The organism is Primorskyibacter aestuariivivens (assembly GCF_028023675.1).
Classification (GTDB): domain Bacteria; phylum Pseudomonadota; class Alphaproteobacteria; order Rhodobacterales; family Rhodobacteraceae; genus Marinovum; species Marinovum aestuariivivens.
Genome location: NZ_JAQIOZ010000004.1, coordinates 85,653 through 105,168, shown reverse-complemented (window position 1 = coordinate 105,168; position 19,516 = coordinate 85,653). Strand labels below are relative to the sequence as shown.

Genomic DNA, 19,516 nt, shown 5'->3' with positions numbered 1-19,516 from the left:
CTAACTTCGGTCGGAAATCAGTTTGCCGACCAGCTGTGCCGTGTAATCAACGATCGGTACGATCCGCCCGTAATTCAGGCGCGTGGGTCCGATGACCCCAACCGCACCGATGATCTTTCGATCCGCGTTCATATATGGAGACACCACCAAAGAGGAACCCGAAAGTGAGAAAAGTTTGTTCTCTGAGCCGATAAAAATCCGCACACCTTCACCCTCTTCGGTGAGTTCGAGAAATTCGGCAATGTCCCGCTTGCGCTCGAGGTCGTCAAACAACACGCGGATACGATCAAGGTCTTCTTCTTCGGCCCCCTCGCCCAAAAGATTTGCACGCCCCCGCACGATGAGTCGTTCGGAATCGTCCGCATCGGTCGTCCACACCGCCAGCCCGCTTTCGACCATTTGTTGCGACAGGCTGTCGATCTCCTGACGGCGCGCGCGGATCTGTTCCGCGATTTGGGTACGCAATTCGCTCAGCGTGCGGCCCTCGATCAACGCATTGAGAAAATTTGCCGCTTCGCGCATGGAACTGGGCGTTTGCCCGGGCGGCGGCGAAAACAGGCGGTTCTCGACATGGCCGTCCGCAAAAACCAGCACCACAAGCGCCCGGTCCTGGGCCAGTGATACAAACTCGATATGTTTGATCGGCGCTTCATGCTTGGGTGTCAGAACCAGGGATGCGCCTTGCGTCACCCCTGACAAGGCCGACCCGACCCGATCGAGAAGACCGCTCACGTCCGACGAATTGCTGGCCAGCGTCGCGTCGATCGCTTCGCGGTCCGTTACGGCCAGATCATCCATCTCAAGCAATCCATCGACGAACATGCGCAACCCCTGCTGCGTCGGCACACGACCAGCGCTGATATGGGGGCTTCCGATCAGGCCAAGGAACTCCAGATCCTGCATCACGTTGCGGATCGTTGCGGCGCTGACCTTTTCCGACAGGCTCCGGGTCAGCGTGCGCGAGCCCACTGGCTCCCCGGTCAGCAGATAGCCTTCGACCACGCGTCGAAACACTTCGCGTGAGCGGTCATTCATTTCTTCGAGAAGTTTCGCGCCGTCACTCATGTCTTTGCGTGTCTTTACATATTATCTGTTGCAGGACCCTGCGCTTGGGGTTGCAGAGGATCGGCGCCGCCCTGTATCCCCGCAGTCAAACAGCCAAGGATGACACTATGCGACCGTCAGGACGGAATTTAAGCGAAATGCGCGAGGTTTCAATCGAAACCGGCGTCACGAAACATGCCGAAGGCTCCTGCCTGATCAGGATGGGCGATACGCATGTGCTCTGCACCGCGACAATCGAAGACCGCGTGCCGCCGTTTATCAAGGGTTCCGGTCTTGGCTGGGTCACCGCGGAATACGGTATGCTGCCCCGCGCGACCAATACCCGGATGCGCCGCGAAGCCGCCGCTGGCAAGCAAGGCGGCCGCACGGTGGAAATTCAACGACTGATCGGTCGGTCATTGCGTGCCGGGGTGGACCGTGTTGCTCTAGGCGAGCGTCAGATTACGGTCGATTGCGATGTGATTCAGGCCGATGGCGGTACGCGCTGTGCCTCGATCACCGGGGGATGGGTGGCTTTACGGCTGGCTGTCAACAAGCTGATGAAAATCGGCGACGTGATCAGTGATCCGCTGATTGAGCCGGTGGCTGCGGTCAGCTGTGGCATCTATGCGGGTCAGCCGGTGCTGGATCTGGATTACCCCGAAGATTCCGAGGCGGGCGTGGACGGCAATTTCATCATGCTGGGCAACAAACAGCTGATCGAAGTGCAGATGTCCGCCGAGGGCGCGACTTATTCCCGGGCACAGATGAACGAACTGCTCGATCTCGCGGAAAAGGGCGTGTCCGAGCTGACCGAAATGCAAAAGGCGGCCACCGCATGACGCGGAAATTCTCTGGCGACCGGCTTTTGGTCGCCACCCACAACAAGGGCAAGCTGGAAGAGATTGAACGCCTGCTTGAGCCTTTTGGCGTCAAAGTTGTTGGCGCGGCCGAGATGGGGCTGGATGAGCCCGAGGAAACCGAAACCACCTTTGTCGGCAATGCCCGGATCAAGGCGCATGCCGCCGCCAAAGCAACCGGCCTGCCCGCCCTGTCCGACGACAGCGGGATCGAGGTAGATGCGCTGGACGGCGCGCCCGGTGTTTACACTGCGGATTGGGCCGAAACACCCAATGGCCGGGATTTCGTCATGGCGATGACCCGAACACATGAAGAGTTGGAGACCAGGAACGCCGCACATCCCCGCACCGCGCGGTTCTGTTGTACGTTGGTGCTCGCCTGGCCCGACGGTCATGACGAGGTGTTTCCCGGCGTGATCGAGGGCAAGGTCGTCTGGCCCATGCGCGGTGATCAGGGTCATGGGTATGATCCGATCTTCATGCCCGACGGCTATGACATCACGCTGGGCGAAATGGATCGCTGGAAAAAGAACGAGATAAGCCACCGCGCGGATGCGTTCAGGAAACTGGTCGCGGCCTGCTTTGACTGAGGATTGGCAAAACGGTGGCTTCGGGCTTTATGTCCATTGGCCGTTTTGCGAATCCAAATGCCCCTATTGCGATTTCAACAGCCATGTTCAGAAACACATTGACCAGAAAGCATGGGCAAGCGCCTATGCGAATGAGATCAAGCGTGTTGGCGCACTGACCAAAGGTCGGGTTCTGCGCTCGGTCTATTTTGGCGGCGGCACCCCATCTTTGATGGAAATCCCCACGTTAGAGACGATTCTGGATGAGGTGCGGGATACCTGGACGTTGTCCAATGACGTGGAAATCACGCTTGAGGCCAATCCCGGCTCGGTCGAGATCGACAGGTTCAGAGGCTATCGCGATGCCGGTGTCAATCGTGTGTCTTTGGGCGTTCAGGCGCTCAATGATGGTGATCTTGCGCGGCTTGGGCGGTTGCACAGCGTTGACGAGGCCAGGCGCGCGATCCAGATCAGTCAGAATGTCTTTGACCGAAGCAGTTTCGATTTGATCTACGCGCGGCAAAATCAGTCACTAAACCAGTGGAAAACCGAGCTTGAACAAGCACTGGCGCTGAATGCCGGGCATCTGTCGCTGTATCAATTGACCATTGAGCAAGGCACCGCTTTCGGGGACCGTTACAATGCTGGCAAGCTCCGTGGCCTGCCCCCAGACGATCTTGCGGCCGATATGTATGACCTGACACAGGAGATGTGCGAAGCGCACGGGTTACCGGCCTATGAAGTGTCAAATCATGCTTACCCGGGCAATGAATCCCGCCACAACATTGTCTATTGGAAATATGGAGACTACGCCGGGATCGGGCCTGGCGCGCATGGTCGGCTCACATTGGACGGCCAGAAATACGCAACAGTCGCGAAATCAAATCCGCGCATGTGGTTGGAGTCGCATCTTGGCGGAAAGGCCGAGACCGTTGAGCCCCTTTCTCCCCAAGATATGGCGACGGAACTCATCATGATGGGACTTCGGCTCAACGAACCACTAGATATTCAACGATTTGAACGGGTGGCTCTTCAGTCTTTTCCAACCGAAACCGGCCAATATCTCCACGACATCGGCATGGTTGAATTCAAAGATCAAAGCATCATTGTCACGCCCAAGGGACGACCGGTGCTGAATGCCGTGATCGCAGAGCTGATTTCTGCGCTGGCCTGACGATCAGGACCCGGTTAACAAGCGGCACAGATCATCCAGTTGCTCCAGATCTGCGTAATGCAGCACCAGCTTGCCACCTTCCCCGCCCGGTTTATGGTCGATATTCACCTTCATCCCAAGCTGTGCCGCAAGATCACCTTCGAGCGCCTTGGTATCGGCATCTTTTCCCGCGGCATTGACGCCGGATGAACCGCGCGGTGCAGGTTTGGCGTCTTCACCACCGGACTTGGCCAGCTTTTCGGTTTCGCGCACCGACAAACTCCGGGCGACCACGGTTCGGGCCAATCCGACAGGATCATCCGAGGTGATCAACGCGCGCGCATGACCGGCAGACAGTTCGCTGTTGCGCACCATGTCCAGAACTGGCTCTGGCAGGTTGAGCAGGCGCAGCAGATTTGCGATATGGCTCCGGCTTTTGCCAAGCGCTTCCGCCAGTTTTTCCTGGGTATGACCAAACCGGTCCATAAGCTGACGGAAGCCAAGCGCCTCTTCCACCGCGTTCAGATCAGCGCGCTGGATGTTTTCGATAATCGCAACTTCCAGCACTTCGGTATCACTGAAATCGCGAATGATGACCGGCAGTTCGTGAAGCTGCGCCATCTGCGCAGCCCGCCAACGGCGTTCACCGGCCACGATTTCATACATGCCCGCATCGCCCGGCTTTTCGCGAACGATCAGCGGCTGGATGACACCCTTGGCTTTGATCGACTCGGCCAGATCGCGCATATCCTCTTCCGAGAACTGACGCCGCGGCTGGTCCGGGTTGGGCACGATCTTTTCGACAGGAATGGATTTCTCTGCAGCGGCTGGACCTTCACGTGTACCGGTGTCGGTACTCGTCGGCTCCACATCCGCCATCAAGGCCGACAATCCACGCCCCAAACCTCTGCGTTTTTCTTTTCTATCCGCCATGTTCTTTGCCTCAGGCTGCGCGTTTCGTGTTTTTGCTGACCAGTTCCGTCGCCAGGGCCCGGTAGGCCGCCGCGCCCTTGGACGCGCTGTCATATTGCAGAACAGGCACCGAATAGGATGGTGCTTCGCTCACCCGGACATTGCGCGGAATGAGTGTCTGGAACACCAGGTCACCCAGATTTTCACGCGCATCCATCTCAACCTGTTGGGACAGATTGTTGCGGCTGTCATACATGGTGAGCACAATCCCCTCGATCCTAAGGTTTGGATTTGCTGTCTGGCGCACCTCACGAATGGTGATCATCAACTGCGACAGACCTTCCAGCGCAAAGAATTCACTTTGCAAAGGCACCAGTACCGAATGCGCCGCGACCATCGCATTCACGGTCAAAAGGTTCAGGGACGGCGGGCAATCTATCAGGACATAATCGAACCCGTATTTATCCATCGCATGCTGACGCAGCGCATCGTGCAAGAGGAAACTACGCTTTTCATTGGCAATCAATTCGATATCAGCCGAGGACAGGTCGACCGTCGCCGGAATGATCGACAGGTTTTCGATGTCGCAGGTCTGAATGACCTCATCCAACGCCACGTCATCAAGCAAAAGCTCATAGGTCGTCAAATCGCGATCCTCGGGGATGATACCCAGCCCGGTCGATGCGTTACCCTGCGGATCCAAATCCACGATCAGCACCTTGTAGCCAAGTTCTGCAAGCGCCGAAGCCAGGTTGATCGTGGTCGTCGTTTTGCCAACTCCGCCCTTCTGGTTGGCAATAGCAATGATTTTCGGACCAGCCGGGCGCGTGGGATCAGACACGGGAAATCTCTCCTATTTCCAGGATGACAGCACCATCCTGGGTTTGACTCTTATGGGCTTCACAGGTGAATGAAAACGTCTTCTGTGCCTCTTCGAGCTCTGCGCGCCAGTTTATGCCTTTGGGGAAGACGGCAACGCCCGTCTTGGCCAAATGCTGTTCAGCAAAGCCCAGCAAATCATCAAGCGACGCAAGGGCGCGCGCCGAAAGGATTTCAGCGCTCAACGGATCAATGGCTTCGATCCGCGCTGCTACGACTTGTCCCTTGGATTCCGTTTCGCGCAAAACTGTGCGGAGAAATGCCGCCTTGCGTTGGTCGGATTCAACCAGCGTGACTGCGTTCAGCTCCATATCAAAGTCGGTATGCGCAATCGCCGTCACCAATCCGGGCAACCCGCCGCCGCTTCCAAGATCGGCATAATGCCCGGATCGGCCCGCCATCACTTCAAGTAGCTGAATCGAATCCGCGATGTGCCGTTCCCAGACCTCTGGCATGGTGGATTTGGCCACCAGATTGATCCTCGGCGTCCATTTCCGGAGCAACTCGACATAAATTTCCAGCCGTTCGAATGTTTCACGTGAAACATTGAAGTCTTCGGGAGCGATCATCTCAGGCCGATTTCTGCTGGGAATGCGCGCGCAGACGCGACAAAAGCAATGTCAAAGCTGCCGGCGTCATTCCCTCAACCTTTGAGGCCTGGCGAATATTCTCAGGCTGCGCTTGAATCAGTTTTTGCTTCAATTCGTTGGAAAGACCATCAATCGTCGCGAATTTGAAATCAGCCGGGAATGACAATTTCTCATCCCGCTTCAGCGCGTCCACATCACGGCGCTGACGCTCAACATAATTCGCATAAAGCGCATCTTTTTCAAGTTGCGCCCGCGTGATCTCATCAAAATCACTAATCTCCGGCACAAGCTCTTGCAGATCATCCATCCCGACATTCGGGAACGCCAAAAGTTGGAATGCACTGCGACGCGCACCATCATTGGAGACGGCAATCCCGGCAGCGCTGGCCTCTTTTGGGGTGAATCTGGCGTTTTCCAATGCGGCTCGGGCGCTGTTCAACCGTTCCATCTTGGTTTCAAAGGCAATCCGACGGGACTCACCGACACATCCGGCCTCTAAACCGAGTGGTGTCAAACGCTGATCCGCATTGTCGGCCCGCAAGGACAAACGGAACTCGGCGCGCGACGTGAACATGCGATAGGGCTCAGAGACGCCCCGCGTGACAAGATCGTCGATCATCACGCCAATGTAGGACTCCGCCCGGCTGAAATAGATCGGCGCTTGCCCACGCACGGCGGCAGCGGCGTTCAAGCCAGCAACGAGACCCTGCGCCGCTGCTTCTTCATATCCCGTCGTTCCATTGATCTGACCGGCGAGGTAAAGCCCCTCAACCTGTTTCAATTGCAATTGCGATGTGAGCGACCGCGGATCCACATAGTCATATTCGATGGCATAGCCGGGCTGCATTATCTCGGCCTGCTCCAATCCACGGATGGAATGTACGTAATCATACTGCACACTCTCCGGGAGGCTGGTGGAAATCCCGTTTGGATAGACCGTTTCAGTTTTCAAACCTTCGGGCTCAAGAAAGATCTGATGGCTTTCCTTGTCTGCAAAGCGCACGATCTTGTCCTCGATGGACGGGCAATAGCGTGGACCAACCCCGTCAATATGCCCCCCATACATCGCGGAGCGGTTCAGATTCTCGCGAATGATGTCATGGGTCTGGCTGTTGGTGTGGGTGATGCCACAAGACACCTGATCCAGCACCACCGATGAAGACAGGAAGGAAAACAGAACCGGGTCTTCGTCCCCCGGTTGTTCATCCAGAACGTCCCAATTGATCGTTGAGGACCGGAGCCTTGGCGGTGTACCGGTTTTCAGCCGACCTATTGCAAGGTCCATGTCATACAAGCGTTCCGCCAGACGATTGGACGGCGCATCGCCAATACGACCGCCTTCGCGTTGCACATCCCCGATGTGAATGATGCCACGAAGGAACGTGCCTGTCGTCAGGATGACAGCACTGGACGAAATCTCCTGACCATCAGCCAGCACAACCCCGGCAATGCGCCCTTGGGCCAGCTTGAGATCGGCAACTTCGCCTTCGATAACGCTAAGATTTTCCGTTTTTCCAATCAGAGATTGCATCTCGGAACGATAGGCATCCCGGTCAATCTGCGCGCGAGGACCCTGAACAGCGGGGCCCTTGCGACGGTTCAGCAGGCGAAACTGAATTCCCGAGCGATCGGACACGCGCCCGATGATCCCGTCCAAGGCGTCAATTTCTCGAACGAGATGACCCTTACCCAATCCTCCGACAGCTGGATTACAGGATAAAACGCCAATCCCCGACATCTTGAGCGTCACGAGAGCCGTGGACACACCCATACGTGCGGCGGCATGAGCAGCGTCACAGCCCGCATGACCACCCCCAACGACGATGACATCAAAATGTTTCACGTGAAACACCCCTACTTTCCGACGCAGAATCGCGAGAATATCTCGCCCAGAAGCTCCTCGACATCTACTTCGCCAACCAGCGAGTTCAATGATCGAATCGCAAGCCGAAGCTCTTCGGCTGCTATATCATAGCCACCCTGCCCGTCCTGTACCCAAACACGCGACGTCGCCAAGTGGGACAAAGATGCATTCATCGCCATTCGATGACGTTCCCGTGTTGCCACACCTGCGCGTTGCGCCTTCTGGGACAAAACATCGCCAATCTTCTCAACCAATATGTCGATCCCTTGTCCATATTTGGGAGAAATAGAAAAATGTTCTACCGGATTTAGATCGGCCTTCGTGACCGCTACAATATCGGTTTTGCGCGGTTCAATCTCAGGATCGGCACCAGGCTCCACCAGAAATACCCGCAAATCCGCCGCCTCGGCCCGGTCCCTGGCCCGCGCAACACCCAAAGCCTCGATCTGGTCTTCGGTTTCGCGCAAACCCGCCGTGTCCAGCAGCGTGACCGGCAAACCGGCAAGTTCCATGCGCACTTCGATCACATCCCGGGTTGTGCCGGCGATATCCGAGGTGATGGCCGCGTCCCGCCCTGCCAATGCATTCAGCAAGGTCGATTTGCCAACATTGGGCCGCCCGACAATTGCTACCTCGAACCCATCGCGAATACGTTCCGATATCGAGATACCGTCGATCTGTTTGCGTATGTCCGCCTCAACCAGATCGAGCAGTTCGGTCACCTCGGGCGTGACATCAACCGGAACCTCTTCGTCAGCGAAATCAATCGAGGCTTCGAGCAAGGCCGCCGCACGCACGAGCCTTTCCCGCCAGACCGCGACGAGATCGCCGAACTCTCCGGACAGCGAGCGCATGGCCTGTTGGCGCTGCGCCTCGGTTTCGGCGTCGATCAAATCGGCAAGCCCTTCGGCCTGTGCCAGGTCAAGGCATCCGTTGTCAAAGGCACGCCGGGTGAATTCCCCCGCCTCCGACATCCGGCAATCAGGTAGCTGACCAAGCGCAGCCAGCACACGCCGAATGACCGCAGGGCTGCCATGGGTCTGAAACTCGACCACCGGTTCACCGGTAAAGCTTTTGCCCTTTTCAAAGACCAGCACCAGCGCCTGATCAATCACCTCGCCATCGCGATCCTTCAATATCCGAACGGCTGTCTGACGTGCATCCGGAAGGTCGCCACAAAGCGACTGGCCCGCGGCAAATGCCTGCGGGCCAGAAATGCGAATGACAGATACACCGGCCTTTCCCTGGGCCGAAGCCAGGGCAAAGATCGTGTCCATGATGGCCCCCGTATCAGGTGTTCATCGAATCGAAGAATTCGCTGTTGGTCTTGGTCTGCTTGAGTTTCGACAGCAGGAATTCCACCGCGTCCGTGGTGCCCATCGGATTGAGGATACGGCGAAGCACAAAGGTTTTCTGAAGATCCACCTTGTCGATCAGCAAATCCTCTTTCCGCGTACCGGATTTCAGAATGTCGATGGCCGGGAACACGCGTTTGTCCGCGATCTTGCGATCCAGGACAATCTCGGAGTTGCCGGTGCCTTTGAATTCTTCAAAGATCACTTCATCCATGCGGCTGCCAGTGTCGATCAGCGCCGTCGAGATTATGGTCAACGAACCACCTTCTTCGATGTTCCGCGCAGCACCAAAGAACCGCTTGGGGCGTTGCAGGGCGTTGGCATCCACACCACCGGTCAGGACCTTGCCCGAGGACGGCACGACGGTGTTGAACGCGCGGCCAAGACGCGTGATCGAATCGAGCAGGATGACGACATCACGCTTGTGCTCGACCAGTCGCTTGGCCTTTTCGATGACCATTTCAGATACCGCCACGTGGCGCGTTGCTGGTTCGTCAAAGGTCGAGGAAATAACCTCGCCCTTTACGGACCGCTGCATATCCGTCACCTCTTCGGGACGTTCGTCGATCAGCAGCACGATCAGGTAGCATTCCGGGTGGTTGCGTTCGATGCTTGCAGCGATGTTTTGCAGCAGCACCGTCTTACCAGTCCGCGGCGGGGCCACGATCAGAGACCGCTGACCTTTACCGATTGGCGCGACAAGGTCGATGATCCGGGCAGAGCGATCCTTGATCGTCGGATCCTCGATCTCCATCTTGAGCCGTTCATCGGGGTAAAGCGGCGTCAGGTTGTCAAAGGCGATTTTGTGGCGTGCGCGTTCGGGATCTTCGAAATTGATCTTGGCCACCGAAGTCAGGCAGAAATAGCGCTCATTGTCATCCGGTGCCTTGATTTCACCTTCGACCGTGTCCCCGGTCCTGAGCGAGAATTTGCGGATCATGTTCGGCGAAACATAGATGTCATCCGGACCTGGCAGATAGTTCGCTTCGGGAGAACGGAGGAAACCAAACCCGTCCTGCAGCACTTCAAGAACGCCATCGCCGGACACTTCCCAGCCTTCATCCGCGCGTTCGCGCAGGATCTGGAACATGATCTCGCCCTTGCGCATGGTCGAGGCGTTTTCGATCTCAAGCTCTTCGGCCATCGCCAAAAGGTCTTTGGGGCTCTGGGCCTTGAGGTCGGCAAGGTTCAGTCGTTCTTGTGTCATGGGAATACCTGCAACTGACGACATGCCTGTCTGTCAGATCTGCTCTTTGAGTATGGGAAACATCACACCGGACGGTATGCAGAATGCTAGGTAGAGATTTGTGTATTCAGAGTCAATGACCAGGCCCTGGTTCGGGACAGAGGGGAGATCAAACAAGAATAATAAATATTAAAGAAAAAAGATGATGATGAGTGTAGGGCCAAGATATTCTGTGGATTATCGAGTTATGCGGGCGGTCATACACTTTGGGATACGCTTTCAAAGCGCGACTTGGAAAACACGGAAAGTCCCTTAGTAAATCATTTATTTACAATATCTTAATGGATTTTTCGCGGTAGCATTCTCTGTGGAAAACCCGTTGGATTGTTGCGTAACAACCGGTTTCATCCACATGACCTGACTTGTCCTTGTGCCCATGTGGGGATTGGCCCTGGGAATTTGTGAAACCTGCTTGATACCCGTTGACTTGTTCTCGACCTGTGAAAGACACCCATGTATTCCTCGGGTCATTCAAGGACTCTTCCACGGTTTCATCCACATGAAAAATCGCATCATCCTGGCGTCTGGGTCAGATATTCGCGCCAAGCTCTTGCGCAATGCCGGGCTTGAGATCGAGATTCAGCCCGCCCGCGTCGATGAAGAGGCAATCAAGGCCGGTATGCTGGCCGATGATTCGCCGCCGCGGGATATTGCCGATGCGCTGGCCGAAATGAAGGCGCGCAAGGTGGCGATGAAAGCGCCGGATGCGTTGGTGCTGGGCTGCGATCAGGTGCTGGATTTCAACGGTCGGCTTTTGTCAAAACCTGCCACCAAAGAAGAGGCCGCGCAGCAGCTTCGCGATCTGAGCAACCAGCGGCACAAGCTTTTGTCGGCTTGTGTGGCCTATGAAAACGGCGAACCGGTCTGGCGGCATGTGGGTGTCGTGACCCTGCAGATGCGCAAGCTCAGCGATGGATTCATCGAGGCGTATGTAGACCGGAACTGGCCGTCGATTTCACACAGCGTTGGGGCCTACAAGCTGGAAGAAGAAGGCAGCCGCTTGTTTCTGTCGGTGAATGGCGATTATTTCAATGTGCTGGGTTTGCCATTGCTGCCACTGTTGAACTGGTTTGTGACCAAGGGGGTGATTTCGACATGACGGACAGGATTCCTCTGGCGGCGGTGCTGGGCCAGCCGATCCATCATTCCAAATCGCCACGCCTGCATGGTCACTGGCTGCGCCGCTATGGGCTTCCGGGACATTACATCCCGATCGAGGTCTCCTCCGGCGATTTGGAAGACGTTTTGCGCATGATGCCGCGTATGGGATTTGTCGGGGCGAATGTGACGATCCCGCACAAGGTGGCAGTGTTCGAAATTGCGGACCAGATCACCGACCGGGCAACGATCATCGGTGCGGCCAACACGCTGATCTTTCGCGCTGATGGCAAGATCATGGCCGATAATACGGATGGGTACGGGTTCATTGAAAACCTGCGGCAGGGCGCGCCGGGCTGGGATGCGGGGGCCGGTCCTGCCTTGGTACTCGGAGCCGGGGGGGCGTGTCGCGCTGTGATCACCTCGCTTCTGGAGGCGGGTGTTCCGCAAATCCTTTTGTCCAACCGCACCCGGATCAAGGCCGAGCAGTTGCAGGAAGATTTCGGCAAGCGGGTTCAGGTGGTCGATTGGGTTCAGGTGGGCAATGCGATTGAGGACGCCGCGCTTGTGGTCAACACCACGTCGCTGGGCATGGTGGGACAGCCGGAAATGCGCATCCCCCTGGATGGATTGCAGAAAAACACTTTGGTCACGGATTTGGTCTATACCCCGCTGGAAACCAATCTTCTCCGCGTTGCACGTGAAGCGGGCTGCCGGACGGTGGATGGGCTGGGCATGCTGCTGCATCAGGCGGTGCCGGGGTTTGAGCGCTGGTTCGGTCGGCGGCCCGAGGTCGATGATGCGCTGCGCGACGCCATGCTGACATGACCTTTCGTCTTGGCCTGACCGGGTCCATCGGCATGGGGAAATCCACCACGGCGCAGATGTTTACGGATCTCGGCTGTGCGCTTTGGGATGCGGATGCCGCCGTACACCGCGCCTATGCGCCGGGTGGTCCCGCGATTGCGCCGATTGGTGCCATGGTGCCGGAAGCCTTGCGCGGTGATCGTCTGGATCGGGATGTATTGCGCAATGCGATCCGCTCCGATGCGGAGTTGTTGTCCCGTATCGAAGCCGTGGTGCACCCGATTGTCCGGGCGGATCGGGAACAGTTCCTGCGCGACACCAAGGCGGATATCGCGGTGCTGGACATTCCATTGCTGTTTGAAACAGGTGCCGAGGCCGAGATGGATGCTGTGGCCGTGGTCTCGGTTGCTCCGGATATTCAGAAAGCGCGTGTGCTGGAGCGCGGCACCATGAGCGAAGATGATTTCAACCTGATATTGTCGCGGCAGATGCGGGATGCAGAAAAGCGCAAGCGGGCGGATTTCGTGATCGAAACGGACACGCTTGAACATGCGCGGCAACAGGTTGAGACTATCGTGACGACAATTCGGGATGGGCTGGCAGATGCGTGAAATCGTTCTTGATACCGAAACCACCGGGTTCGACCCCGAGCAAGGCGACCGGATTGTCGAGATCGGGGCCGTCGAGCTGTACAACCATATGCCCACCGGCAACACCTATCACCAATATATCAACCCCGAACGCTCCATGCCGCAGGAAGCGTTCGAGGTGCACGGGTTGGGCGATGAATTCCTGTCCGACAAACCGGTTTTCGCCAAGATCGGTCAGGCTTTTCTGGATTTCGTTGGCGATGCCAAGCTGGTGATCCACAATGCCGCCTTTGATATGAAATTTCTCAACGCGGAGCTGTCCTGGATGAACCTGCCCCGCCTGCCTTGGGAACAGGCGGTGGATACACTGGCCATGGCGCGGCAGAAATTTCCGGGTTCTCCGGCGACGCTTGATGCGCTTTGCCGCCGGTTCAACATCGACAATTCCGCGCGGACCCTGCACGGCGCGCTGCTCGACAGTGAAATTCTGGCCGAGGTCTATCTTGAGCTGATCGGTGGACGTCAGCCCGGTCTGGTTCTGGCCACATCGCGGAATTCGGGCCCGTCCAGATCGGGCGAGACGTGGAAACCAGAACCCCGGCCCAAAAAATTACCGCCCCGGCTGACCGAGGCGGAAATCAAAGCGCATGAGGATTTCGTGGCGGCGATGGGTGACGCCGCGCTCTGGTCGAAAACCTGAAATCAGGCGTTGGGTGTTTCGGGCGCTTCGGCTTGGGCTGCGGCCTGACGGCGCATCAGCTCATTGCGGTAAAGCGCAACGAAATCAATCATATCGAGATTGACCGGCGGGAAGCCACCGTCGCGGGTGACGTCGCTGACAATGCGGCGCGCGAAGGGGAAGATCATGCGCGGGCATTCGATCATCAGGAAGGGGTGCAGCTGTTCATCGGGGATATTTTCGATGTGGAAAATACCGGCATATTCCAATTCCAGGATAAAGAACACGTCTTCCGTTGTCTTGGATTTCGACGTGACCTTGAGCTTGAGAAGCACGTCATATTGATGTTCGGTCGACCGTTTCTTGGCGTCGATATTCACCTGCACCTGAACGTCGGGCTGGGCTTCGCCGCTGGCGCCTTTCTGGGCCAGGATGTTTTCAAAGGACATGTCGCGCACAAACTGCGCCAGCACGTTCATTTTCGGGGCTTGCGGTTGGGCCGCTTCGGCCGCGCCGTTTTCGTTCTCTGCCATTATTCTCTCCAAGCAAAAATCTTTGCCGGATCATTACCAGCCCAAAGAACAAGCCTCAATGGCGTGTCCATCCCGATGGCGGCAGATCTTTGCGGTCTTCCGGTGTCACGTCGGAATAGTCGCCGTCGATCACGTCGTCATCGGGGTGGCGGCGCGGGTGTTGTGGCCCCTGCCCCATCTCGAAACGATGCACTTTCACCCGTTTGCGCAGATACTCATAAATGACTTTGCGCACCGGAGGCATGAGCAGAGCAAAGCCAACGGCATCTGTGAAAAACCCGGGTGTAAGCAACAGCGCGCCTGAAATCAGGATCATCGCGCCATCGGCCAGTGGCCGGGTCGGGTCCTGCAATTCGGAAAAGGATTTCTGAAGGTTCTGGATTGCCTGCAAACCCTGTTGCCGGACAAGCCATGTCCCGGCAATGGCGGTCAGAATGACAATCGCCAGCGTCGGCCACAGACCTATTGCGCCCCCAACCTGGATGAACAGGGCAATCTCGATCAGCGGAACGAGAATGAAGGCGATAAGCAGATACATGTGTTTAATCCCGGCCAGAATGGTTGTGCTGTGGACTTGACCCCACATCGACCTTACATAAGTGCAACGAAAGCCGCTTTCAAAATGCGACATATGAGGTTGAGATGAATTCGCCCCTTCTTCAGCTGCTGGTCCTTGCCGGGATCGCCGTTTTCCTGATCTTGCGGCTGAAGTCCGTTCTTGGCACCCGGGATGGCTTTGAAAAGCCGCCCGCGTCGCGCAACGGACCGGTTACAGATACGCGCCGTGACTTCGAAGTGATTGATGGCGGCCCGGATCACGACATTACCGATTACGTGGACGAAGGCAGTGATGCCGCCGCAGCATTGGCGGAGATGAAGCGCACCGAACCAAGCTTTCGCGTTGGTGATTTCATGCAGGGTGCCCGCGGTGCCTATGAGATGATCCTCATGGCGTTTGAGGGTGGCGAGCTGTCCGAAATCAAACCGTTCCTGGCTGACGATGTCTATGAAACCTTTGCCGAGGTGATCGAAGCCCGCGAGGAACAGGGACTGACCATCGAGGCGGATTTTGTTGGTATCCGCGAACTGACATTGCAGAACGCAAGGTTCGACGAGACGACCGGACAGGCAGAGATCACCATGAAATTCATTGGTGAACTGACCCAGGTGGTGCGCGACCGCTCCGGTGAAATCATCGAAGGCAGCCCGACACAGGTCAAGAAACAGAAAGACGTCTGGACCTTTGCCCGGCCGATGGGAACAGACGATCCCAACTGGAAGCTGGTTGCAACGGATGAGTGAGCCGGTGCGATGGGTCGGTTTTTCTCAATCTTCGCCGCGCTTTGGCTGACGATGAGCGCGGCGGCGGCGGAGACCGAGCTGACCTATAAGATCCTGTCTTTCGATCAGCTCGATGGATGGGAAACCGACGATCACGATGCTGCGCTGTCGGTGTTTCGCAATACCTGCATGGATATCGACGGGGTTGATTGGAAATCGCTCTGCGCGATGGCCAATGACATGTCCGATGGCAAGGCGTTCTTTGAGCTGATGTTCCGACCGGTTCTGATCGAGGACGGAAAACCAGCACTGTTCACCGGCTATTTCGAACCTGAACTGGATGGCAGCCGCTACCCCTCCAGCCGTTACAAATACCCGGTCTATCGCCTCCCCCGCGAAGCGCGCGCCAACCGGCCCTGGCTGACCCGGCGTGATATTCTGACCTCGGGGGTCATGGATGGTCGTGGGCTTGAGATTGCCTGGGTCGATGATCCGGTTGAGTTGTTTTTCCTGCAGGTTCAGGGATCGGGGCGTATCCGATTGCCGGACGGGTCGATGATCCGCGTGGGTTATGGCGGCAAGAACGGTCACGAATATAAATCATTGGGCCGGGAACTGGTGCGGCGCGGAATCTACCAGCCGCATCAGGTCTCCGCTCAGGTCATAAAGAACTGGGTGCGGCGCAACCCGCTGGCGGGCGAAGAGCTGCTCTATCACAACCCGTCCTATGTGTTTTTCCGCGAAGTGACGCATGTGCCTGCGGAAAAAGGACCATTGGGTGCGATGAACCGCTCGATCACCGATCTTCGGTCGATTGCTGTTGATCCCGGTATTGTCAGGCTGGGTTCTCCGGTCTGGATCGAAAAGGACGGGGCAGAGCCGATGAACCGCCTGATGATCGCGCAGGATACGGGCAGTGCGATCAAAGGCGCGCAGCGCGCTGATATTTTCTTTGGCACCGGTGATGCCGCTGGCCAGGCCGCGGGCAAATTACGCGATCCGGGCCGTTTGCTGGTGCTGATGCCGATTCAACGGGCCTATGCGCTGTTGCCGGAATCCGTGCAATGAGAAAGCGAAAGCTCAGAGAGGATGAGCGCGAGCTATGGGATCAGGTCGCCAAAAGCGCGACGCCCCTGCATCGACCGAACCCGATCTCGGTCGAAAATACCGCAGCGGCCAAACCATCCCAGCCCTTGATTCAGCCCAAAACCCCCGAGGCGCAGCCAATCCCGGCCTTTCGCGTCGGAGAAAACGCGACCGGCGGAGAAAATGGCCATGCTCTGGCCCCTACCCTTTCTGCGTCATTGGCTGCCGCGCCGGTTGAGATGGACAAAAAGGCCTTTGGCCGGTTAAAGCGCGGCAAACTCCGTCCCGAGGCACGCATCGACCTGCATGGCATGACATTGGCACAGGCGCATCCCGCGCTGACCGGTTTCGTGCTGCGCGCCCATGCCGAGGGCAAACGGCTTGTTCTGGTGATCACGGGCAAGGGCAAACCATCCAATGATGACGGGCCAATTCCCCGGCGTCGGGGTGTTTTGCGCCACGAGGTTCCGCATTGGCTGCGCAGTGGTCCGTTGCGCAACATCGTGCTGCAGATCAGTGAATCGCATATCCGCCATGGTGGGGCGGGTGCCTATTACGTCTATCTCAGGCGGTCGCGGTAAGCTGGGTTTTGAATCGCGACACACCCACCCAGACAAGCAACGAGGTCAGGACAAAGTAAGACGCGACCCAGACATATTGCTGTTCAATACCAAAGCCGAGATCGATCAGCACCCCGGTCAGGCCGGGACCGATGGCCGAGCCAAAGACCATAACAGCGGCTGCCAGTGATTTGATCGCACCGATATGGGCCGTGCCGTAGAATTCCGCCCAGAACGCATTGGGCAGCGTGGCATTCGCACCTGTTGTCACCCCCAGAAAGGTCATCCCAACCAAGGCCATGAACGGGCTGTCCGCCACGGCGAAACACAGGAATGCGACAACCATGGGCAGTTGGTAAAACGGGATCAGTGTTTTGGTTCCGAACCGATCGAGGAGCCAGCCGGACAGCATCATCGAGACGACGGAGATCGCGGTGTAGAACGGAAACATCGCGACGAGTTCGACATGAGCCGAGCCTTTGATCTCGGCAAAATGCACCTGCAGGAAAAAGAAGGCGGTGTTGAACGCGGCCGGGCCCAGAATAGCCGGAACCATGAACCAGAACAGAGGGTGCCGAAGAGTTTCGGCCCGGGTCCAGTGACGGGCGTCCATGCCAAAGGATTGATTGTTCTCAGCGTCGCTCGCGGGCTGTCTTTCTTGTCGGAGCAGCATCATCAGCAACGGCACACCAAGAAGCGAGATGCAGGTCGCGGCGACCCAGAGAACACGCCAGTCAAACAGCACCAGCAGACTGACGAATATCAGCGGCAACAAGGCCTCGCCCACGGAAAAGCCGAGCGTGGCAATTGAAAGGGCGCGTCCACGCGTCGCCACGAACCATCTCGACATCGCCACCACGGCAATATGGCTTGTCATGCCCTGACCGGTGAAGCGCAGCGCAAAAATGACCACCGGCAAAAGCCATGCTGTGCTGAGCGACATCAACAGGCACGCACATGCCAGAAGCACCAGAACCGAAGCCCCGAGCGCACGCACCCGGAACCTGTCAGCCAGACTGCCCGCCCAGACCATGAGCAAGGCGGAGGCCGTTGTTCCCAATGTGTAGATTCCGCCCCACTGTCCGTTGGACAGCCCGAACTCGGCGCGGATTTCACCTGCAAAGATGGAAATGAAATAGGTCTGTCCGAAACCCGACAGGAATGTCAAAAGCGCACCGGCCCCAAGCCAGGGCGCATTAAGGCGGAGAAAGCTTGCCTCACGCATGAGCAGACAACGCTTTTGCGTGAGATGACGCCATGTTGTTCCGTTGGCCTAGTTTGATAAGGATGTTGCCAATGTGTTGGCCTGTGCGGTCGCCCCCACAAGGCTGCCAAACAGACCAAAGATGGTTTGCAGGGCGACAACCGGCGATTCCGTGGCCAGAACCGTGTCATTGGGGTGGATCAGGAAGTTGCGCGCCGCAAACAGTCCGTCTGCCGTGGTCAGGTTGAGCGAAAAGATCACCTGTTGTTTTTCCGGACCGTTCTGGCCCTCGGGCACAACTGCATCAGCCGGGTATTCGCGCAAAATCAGGATCCCCTTGGGATTGCCGCGTGTATCGTTGATACCGCCCATAAGCGACATGGCTTCCATGGCGGTGACGTATTCCTTGGGGAAATGGATCAGGCTTTCGGTCCCGGACGCGCCCAGCGATGTAAACGCGCGTTCATCATTCTGGATGATGATCTGGTCGCCACTGTAAAGTCGCGTGTTCTTGTCCGGGTTGTTGTAAAGATCCTTGGCCGGGATTGAATAGCTTTGGCCGGCACGGGACAGTGACACAACCGGGTTGCGCATGCTGTCCTTGATCCCGCCAGCCGTGGCCAGCATTGTCAGGATCTTGGTGTTGCGATCGGGCAGCGGATACGACCCCGGCGCTCCGACACCCCCAAGCACGGATACGGAGTTCCCGACGCCCGGCGTTGCCGTCAACTGGACCTGCGCATCAGGTGCGATGGGCGTCAGTTCGCGCTGAATGCGTTTACGCGCGCCATCGGAGGTGAGGCCATTCACAACCACATCCCCGATATAGGGTACGAAAATCGAGCCATTCGGCGAAACGACCAGCGCTGTCAGCGTGGTCATGTTGCTTCCGTTCTGGGTCAAAAGCGAATTCTGCTGGTTGTCCCAGATCGTCAGGTCGACCTTGTCGCCAATCTGCAAGGTCTGGGACTGAGGGCCGCGGCTTGTCTTGATCCAGCGGAAGGCACCGGACCAGCCGGTGACCGGCCAACCCTTGATCACTTCAATATTCTCGTTGGAAACCTTGACCACCTGAAAGGTTGCATCCTGTGCCCCGGCTCCACGGGTGACTTCCTTCTGAAGCGCAGCACCCCTGGGAAGGCTGCCGCAGCCGGCTACAGCAAGAATTGCAGAGATTGCCATCGCACGAATGAATAATGAAAACAC

The 19,516-nt window shown here is 57.2% G+C and carries 21 protein-coding genes; 10 read left to right on the top strand and 11 right to left on the bottom strand.

The annotated features are described in order from the left end of the window. Positions 1-1,065 (bottom strand): heat-inducible transcriptional repressor HrcA, encoded by a 1,065-nt coding sequence (gene hrcA, locus PGB28_RS04415; RefSeq protein WP_271420280.1) that lies wholly within the window; start codon positions 1,063-1,065, stop codon positions 1-3. 107 nt (positions 1,066-1,172) lie between these two features. Between hrcA and rph the strand changes: the two genes are divergently transcribed. From rph to hemW, 3 genes are read left to right on the top strand one after another with little or no spacing between them, the layout of a single operon-like run. Continuing rightward, entirely contained in the window at positions 1,173-1,886 is a 714-nt protein-coding gene (gene rph / locus PGB28_RS04410; protein WP_271420279.1) for a ribonuclease PH, read from the top strand. Next, the gene (gene rdgB, locus PGB28_RS04405; RefSeq protein WP_271420278.1) at positions 1,883-2,494 is read left to right on the top strand and encodes an RdgB/HAM1 family non-canonical purine NTP pyrophosphatase; all 612 of its coding nucleotides are present in this window, start codon (positions 1,883-1,885) and stop codon (positions 2,492-2,494) included. The genes rph and rdgB overlap by 4 nt, the downstream gene beginning before the upstream one ends. After that, positions 2,457-3,647, top strand: a complete 1,191-nt coding sequence (gene hemW, locus PGB28_RS04400; protein ID WP_271420277.1) for a radical SAM family heme chaperone HemW — start codon at positions 2,457-2,459, stop codon at positions 3,645-3,647. Before rdgB ends, hemW begins: the two co-directional genes overlap by 38 nt. Positions 3,648-3,650: 3 nt before the next feature. Here the strand turns inward: hemW and PGB28_RS04395 are convergent, their stop codons facing one another. The 6 genes from PGB28_RS04395 to rho are packed head-to-tail and all read right to left on the bottom strand — an operon-like array spanning position 3,651 to position 10,433. Beyond that, a complete protein-coding gene (locus tag PGB28_RS04395) occupies positions 3,651-4,559 on the bottom strand; it encodes a ParB/RepB/Spo0J family partition protein (RefSeq protein ID WP_271420276.1) in 909 nt (302 codons plus the stop codon). A 10-nt stretch (positions 4,560-4,569) separates the two neighbouring features. After that, positions 4,570-5,379 carry a ParA family protein gene (locus PGB28_RS04390; RefSeq protein WP_271420275.1) on the bottom strand — a complete coding sequence of 270 codons (810 nt, stop codon included), beginning with the start codon at positions 5,377-5,379 and terminating at the stop codon, positions 4,570-4,572. Continuing rightward, complete coding sequence (gene rsmG / locus PGB28_RS04385; RefSeq protein WP_271420274.1) at positions 5,372-5,986, bottom strand: 16S rRNA (guanine(527)-N(7))-methyltransferase RsmG; 615 nt, start codon at positions 5,984-5,986, stop codon at positions 5,372-5,374. The genes PGB28_RS04390 and rsmG overlap by 8 nt, the downstream gene beginning before the upstream one ends. A gap of 1 nt (position 5,987) precedes the next feature. Beyond that, positions 5,988-7,859 (bottom strand): tRNA uridine-5-carboxymethylaminomethyl(34) synthesis enzyme MnmG, encoded by a 1,872-nt coding sequence (mnmG, locus tag PGB28_RS04380; protein WP_271420273.1) that lies wholly within the window; start codon positions 7,857-7,859, stop codon positions 5,988-5,990. 2 nt (positions 7,860-7,861) lie between these two features. Next, entirely contained in the window at positions 7,862-9,148 is a 1,287-nt protein-coding gene (gene mnmE, locus PGB28_RS04375; protein WP_271420272.1) for a tRNA uridine-5-carboxymethylaminomethyl(34) synthesis GTPase MnmE, read from the bottom strand. Between the two features lie 13 nt (positions 9,149-9,161). Beyond that, positions 9,162-10,433 carry a transcription termination factor Rho gene (gene rho, locus PGB28_RS04370; RefSeq protein ID WP_271420271.1) on the bottom strand — a complete coding sequence of 424 codons (1,272 nt, stop codon included), beginning with the start codon at positions 10,431-10,433 and terminating at the stop codon, positions 9,162-9,164. A 538-nt stretch (positions 10,434-10,971) separates the two neighbouring features. On the opposite strand from rho, the gene PGB28_RS04365 reads away from it, so the two are divergent. From PGB28_RS04365 to dnaQ, 4 genes are read left to right on the top strand one after another with little or no spacing between them, the layout of a single operon-like run. Next, the gene (locus PGB28_RS04365) at positions 10,972-11,571 is read left to right on the top strand and encodes a Maf family protein (RefSeq protein ID WP_271420270.1); all 600 of its coding nucleotides are present in this window, start codon (positions 10,972-10,974) and stop codon (positions 11,569-11,571) included. After that, complete coding sequence (locus PGB28_RS04360; protein WP_271420269.1) at positions 11,568-12,398, top strand: shikimate dehydrogenase; 831 nt, start codon at positions 11,568-11,570, stop codon at positions 12,396-12,398. The genes PGB28_RS04365 and PGB28_RS04360 overlap by 4 nt, the downstream gene beginning before the upstream one ends. Next, the gene (gene coaE / locus PGB28_RS04355) at positions 12,395-12,988 is read left to right on the top strand and encodes a dephospho-CoA kinase (RefSeq protein ID WP_271420268.1); all 594 of its coding nucleotides are present in this window, start codon (positions 12,395-12,397) and stop codon (positions 12,986-12,988) included. The genes PGB28_RS04360 and coaE overlap by 4 nt, the downstream gene beginning before the upstream one ends. Further along, entirely contained in the window at positions 12,981-13,667 is a 687-nt protein-coding gene (dnaQ, locus tag PGB28_RS04350) for a DNA polymerase III subunit epsilon (protein ID WP_271420267.1), read from the top strand. Before coaE ends, dnaQ begins: the two co-directional genes overlap by 8 nt. A 2-nt stretch (positions 13,668-13,669) precedes the next feature. Here the strand turns inward: dnaQ and secB are convergent, their stop codons facing one another. After that, entirely contained in the window at positions 13,670-14,179 is a 510-nt protein-coding gene (gene secB / locus PGB28_RS04345) for a protein-export chaperone SecB (RefSeq protein ID WP_271420266.1), read from the bottom strand. 55 nt (positions 14,180-14,234) lie between these two features. Further along, positions 14,235-14,717 (bottom strand): FxsA family protein, encoded by a 483-nt coding sequence (locus PGB28_RS04340; protein ID WP_271420265.1) that lies wholly within the window; start codon positions 14,715-14,717, stop codon positions 14,235-14,237. A gap of 104 nt (positions 14,718-14,821) precedes the next feature. Between PGB28_RS04340 and PGB28_RS04335 the strand changes: the two genes are divergently transcribed. From PGB28_RS04335 to PGB28_RS04325, 3 genes are read left to right on the top strand one after another with little or no spacing between them, the layout of a single operon-like run. Continuing rightward, on the top strand, positions 14,822-15,481 hold the full coding sequence (locus PGB28_RS04335) for a Tim44/TimA family putative adaptor protein (protein ID WP_271420264.1): 660 nt from the start codon (positions 14,822-14,824) through the stop codon (positions 15,479-15,481). A gap of 51 nt (positions 15,482-15,532) precedes the next feature. After that, complete coding sequence (mltA, locus tag PGB28_RS04330) at positions 15,533-16,528, top strand: murein transglycosylase A (RefSeq protein WP_408636216.1); 996 nt, start codon at positions 15,533-15,535, stop codon at positions 16,526-16,528. After that, positions 16,525-17,127, top strand: a complete 603-nt coding sequence (locus PGB28_RS04325) for a Smr/MutS family protein (RefSeq protein ID WP_271420262.1) — start codon at positions 16,525-16,527, stop codon at positions 17,125-17,127. The genes mltA and PGB28_RS04325 overlap by 4 nt, the downstream gene beginning before the upstream one ends. Here the strand turns inward: PGB28_RS04325 and PGB28_RS04320 are convergent. Further along, positions 17,111-18,331 (bottom strand): MFS transporter, encoded by a 1,221-nt coding sequence (locus PGB28_RS04320; RefSeq protein ID WP_271420261.1) that lies wholly within the window; start codon positions 18,329-18,331, stop codon positions 17,111-17,113. The genes PGB28_RS04325 and PGB28_RS04320 overlap by 17 nt on opposite strands. 48 nt (positions 18,332-18,379) lie before the next feature. Beyond that, complete coding sequence (locus PGB28_RS04315) at positions 18,380-19,492, bottom strand: polysaccharide biosynthesis/export family protein (RefSeq protein ID WP_271420260.1); 1,113 nt, start codon at positions 19,490-19,492, stop codon at positions 18,380-18,382. Positions 19,493-19,516 lie beyond the last annotated feature (24 nt).

Excerpts from the sequence above, each read along its gene's own strand:
- rph (WP_271420279.1), top strand. The coding sequence starts at position 1,173 with ATGCGACCGTCAGGACGGAATTTAAGCGAAATGCGCGAGGTTTCAATC.
- mltA (WP_408636216.1), top strand. The coding sequence starts at position 15,533 with ATGAGCGCGGCGGCGGCGGAGACCGAGCTGACCTATAAGATCCTGTCT.
- coaE (WP_271420268.1), top strand. The coding sequence starts at position 12,395 with ATGACCTTTCGTCTTGGCCTGACCGGGTCCATCGGCATGGGGAAATCC.
- PGB28_RS04395 (WP_271420276.1), bottom strand. The coding sequence starts at position 4,559 with ATGGCGGATAGAAAAGAAAAACGCAGAGGTTTGGGGCGTGGATTGTCG.
- PGB28_RS04340 (WP_271420265.1), bottom strand. The coding sequence starts at position 14,717 with ATGTATCTGCTTATCGCCTTCATTCTCGTTCCGCTGATCGAGATTGCC.
- rho (WP_271420271.1), bottom strand. The coding sequence starts at position 10,433 with ATGACACAAGAACGACTGAACCTTGCCGACCTCAAGGCCCAGAGCCCC.
- PGB28_RS04320 (WP_271420261.1), bottom strand. The coding sequence starts at position 18,331 with ATGCGTGAGGCAAGCTTTCTCCGCCTTAATGCGCCCTGGCTTGGGGCC.
- hrcA (WP_271420280.1), bottom strand. The coding sequence starts at position 1,065 with ATGAGTGACGGCGCGAAACTTCTCGAAGAAATGAATGACCGCTCACGC.
- rsmG (WP_271420274.1), bottom strand. The coding sequence starts at position 5,986 with ATGATCGCTCCCGAAGACTTCAATGTTTCACGTGAAACATTCGAACGG.
- hemW (WP_271420277.1), top strand. The coding sequence starts at position 2,457 with ATGCGTTCAGGAAACTGGTCGCGGCCTGCTTTGACTGAGGATTGGCAA.
- PGB28_RS04325 (WP_271420262.1), top strand. The coding sequence starts at position 16,525 with ATGAGAAAGCGAAAGCTCAGAGAGGATGAGCGCGAGCTATGGGATCAG.
- mnmE (WP_271420272.1), bottom strand. The coding sequence starts at position 9,148 with ATGGACACGATCTTTGCCCTGGCTTCGGCCCAGGGAAAGGCCGGTGTA.
- PGB28_RS04335 (WP_271420264.1), top strand. The coding sequence starts at position 14,822 with ATGAATTCGCCCCTTCTTCAGCTGCTGGTCCTTGCCGGGATCGCCGTT.
- secB (WP_271420266.1), bottom strand. The coding sequence starts at position 14,179 with ATGGCAGAGAACGAAAACGGCGCGGCCGAAGCGGCCCAACCGCAAGCC.
- PGB28_RS04365 (WP_271420270.1), top strand. The coding sequence starts at position 10,972 with ATGAAAAATCGCATCATCCTGGCGTCTGGGTCAGATATTCGCGCCAAG.
- rdgB (WP_271420278.1), top strand. The coding sequence starts at position 1,883 with ATGACGCGGAAATTCTCTGGCGACCGGCTTTTGGTCGCCACCCACAAC.
- PGB28_RS04360 (WP_271420269.1), top strand. The coding sequence starts at position 11,568 with ATGACGGACAGGATTCCTCTGGCGGCGGTGCTGGGCCAGCCGATCCAT.
- dnaQ (WP_271420267.1), top strand. The coding sequence starts at position 12,981 with ATGCGTGAAATCGTTCTTGATACCGAAACCACCGGGTTCGACCCCGAG.
- PGB28_RS04315 (WP_271420260.1), bottom strand. The coding sequence starts at position 19,492 with ATGGCAATCTCTGCAATTCTTGCTGTAGCCGGCTGCGGCAGCCTTCCC.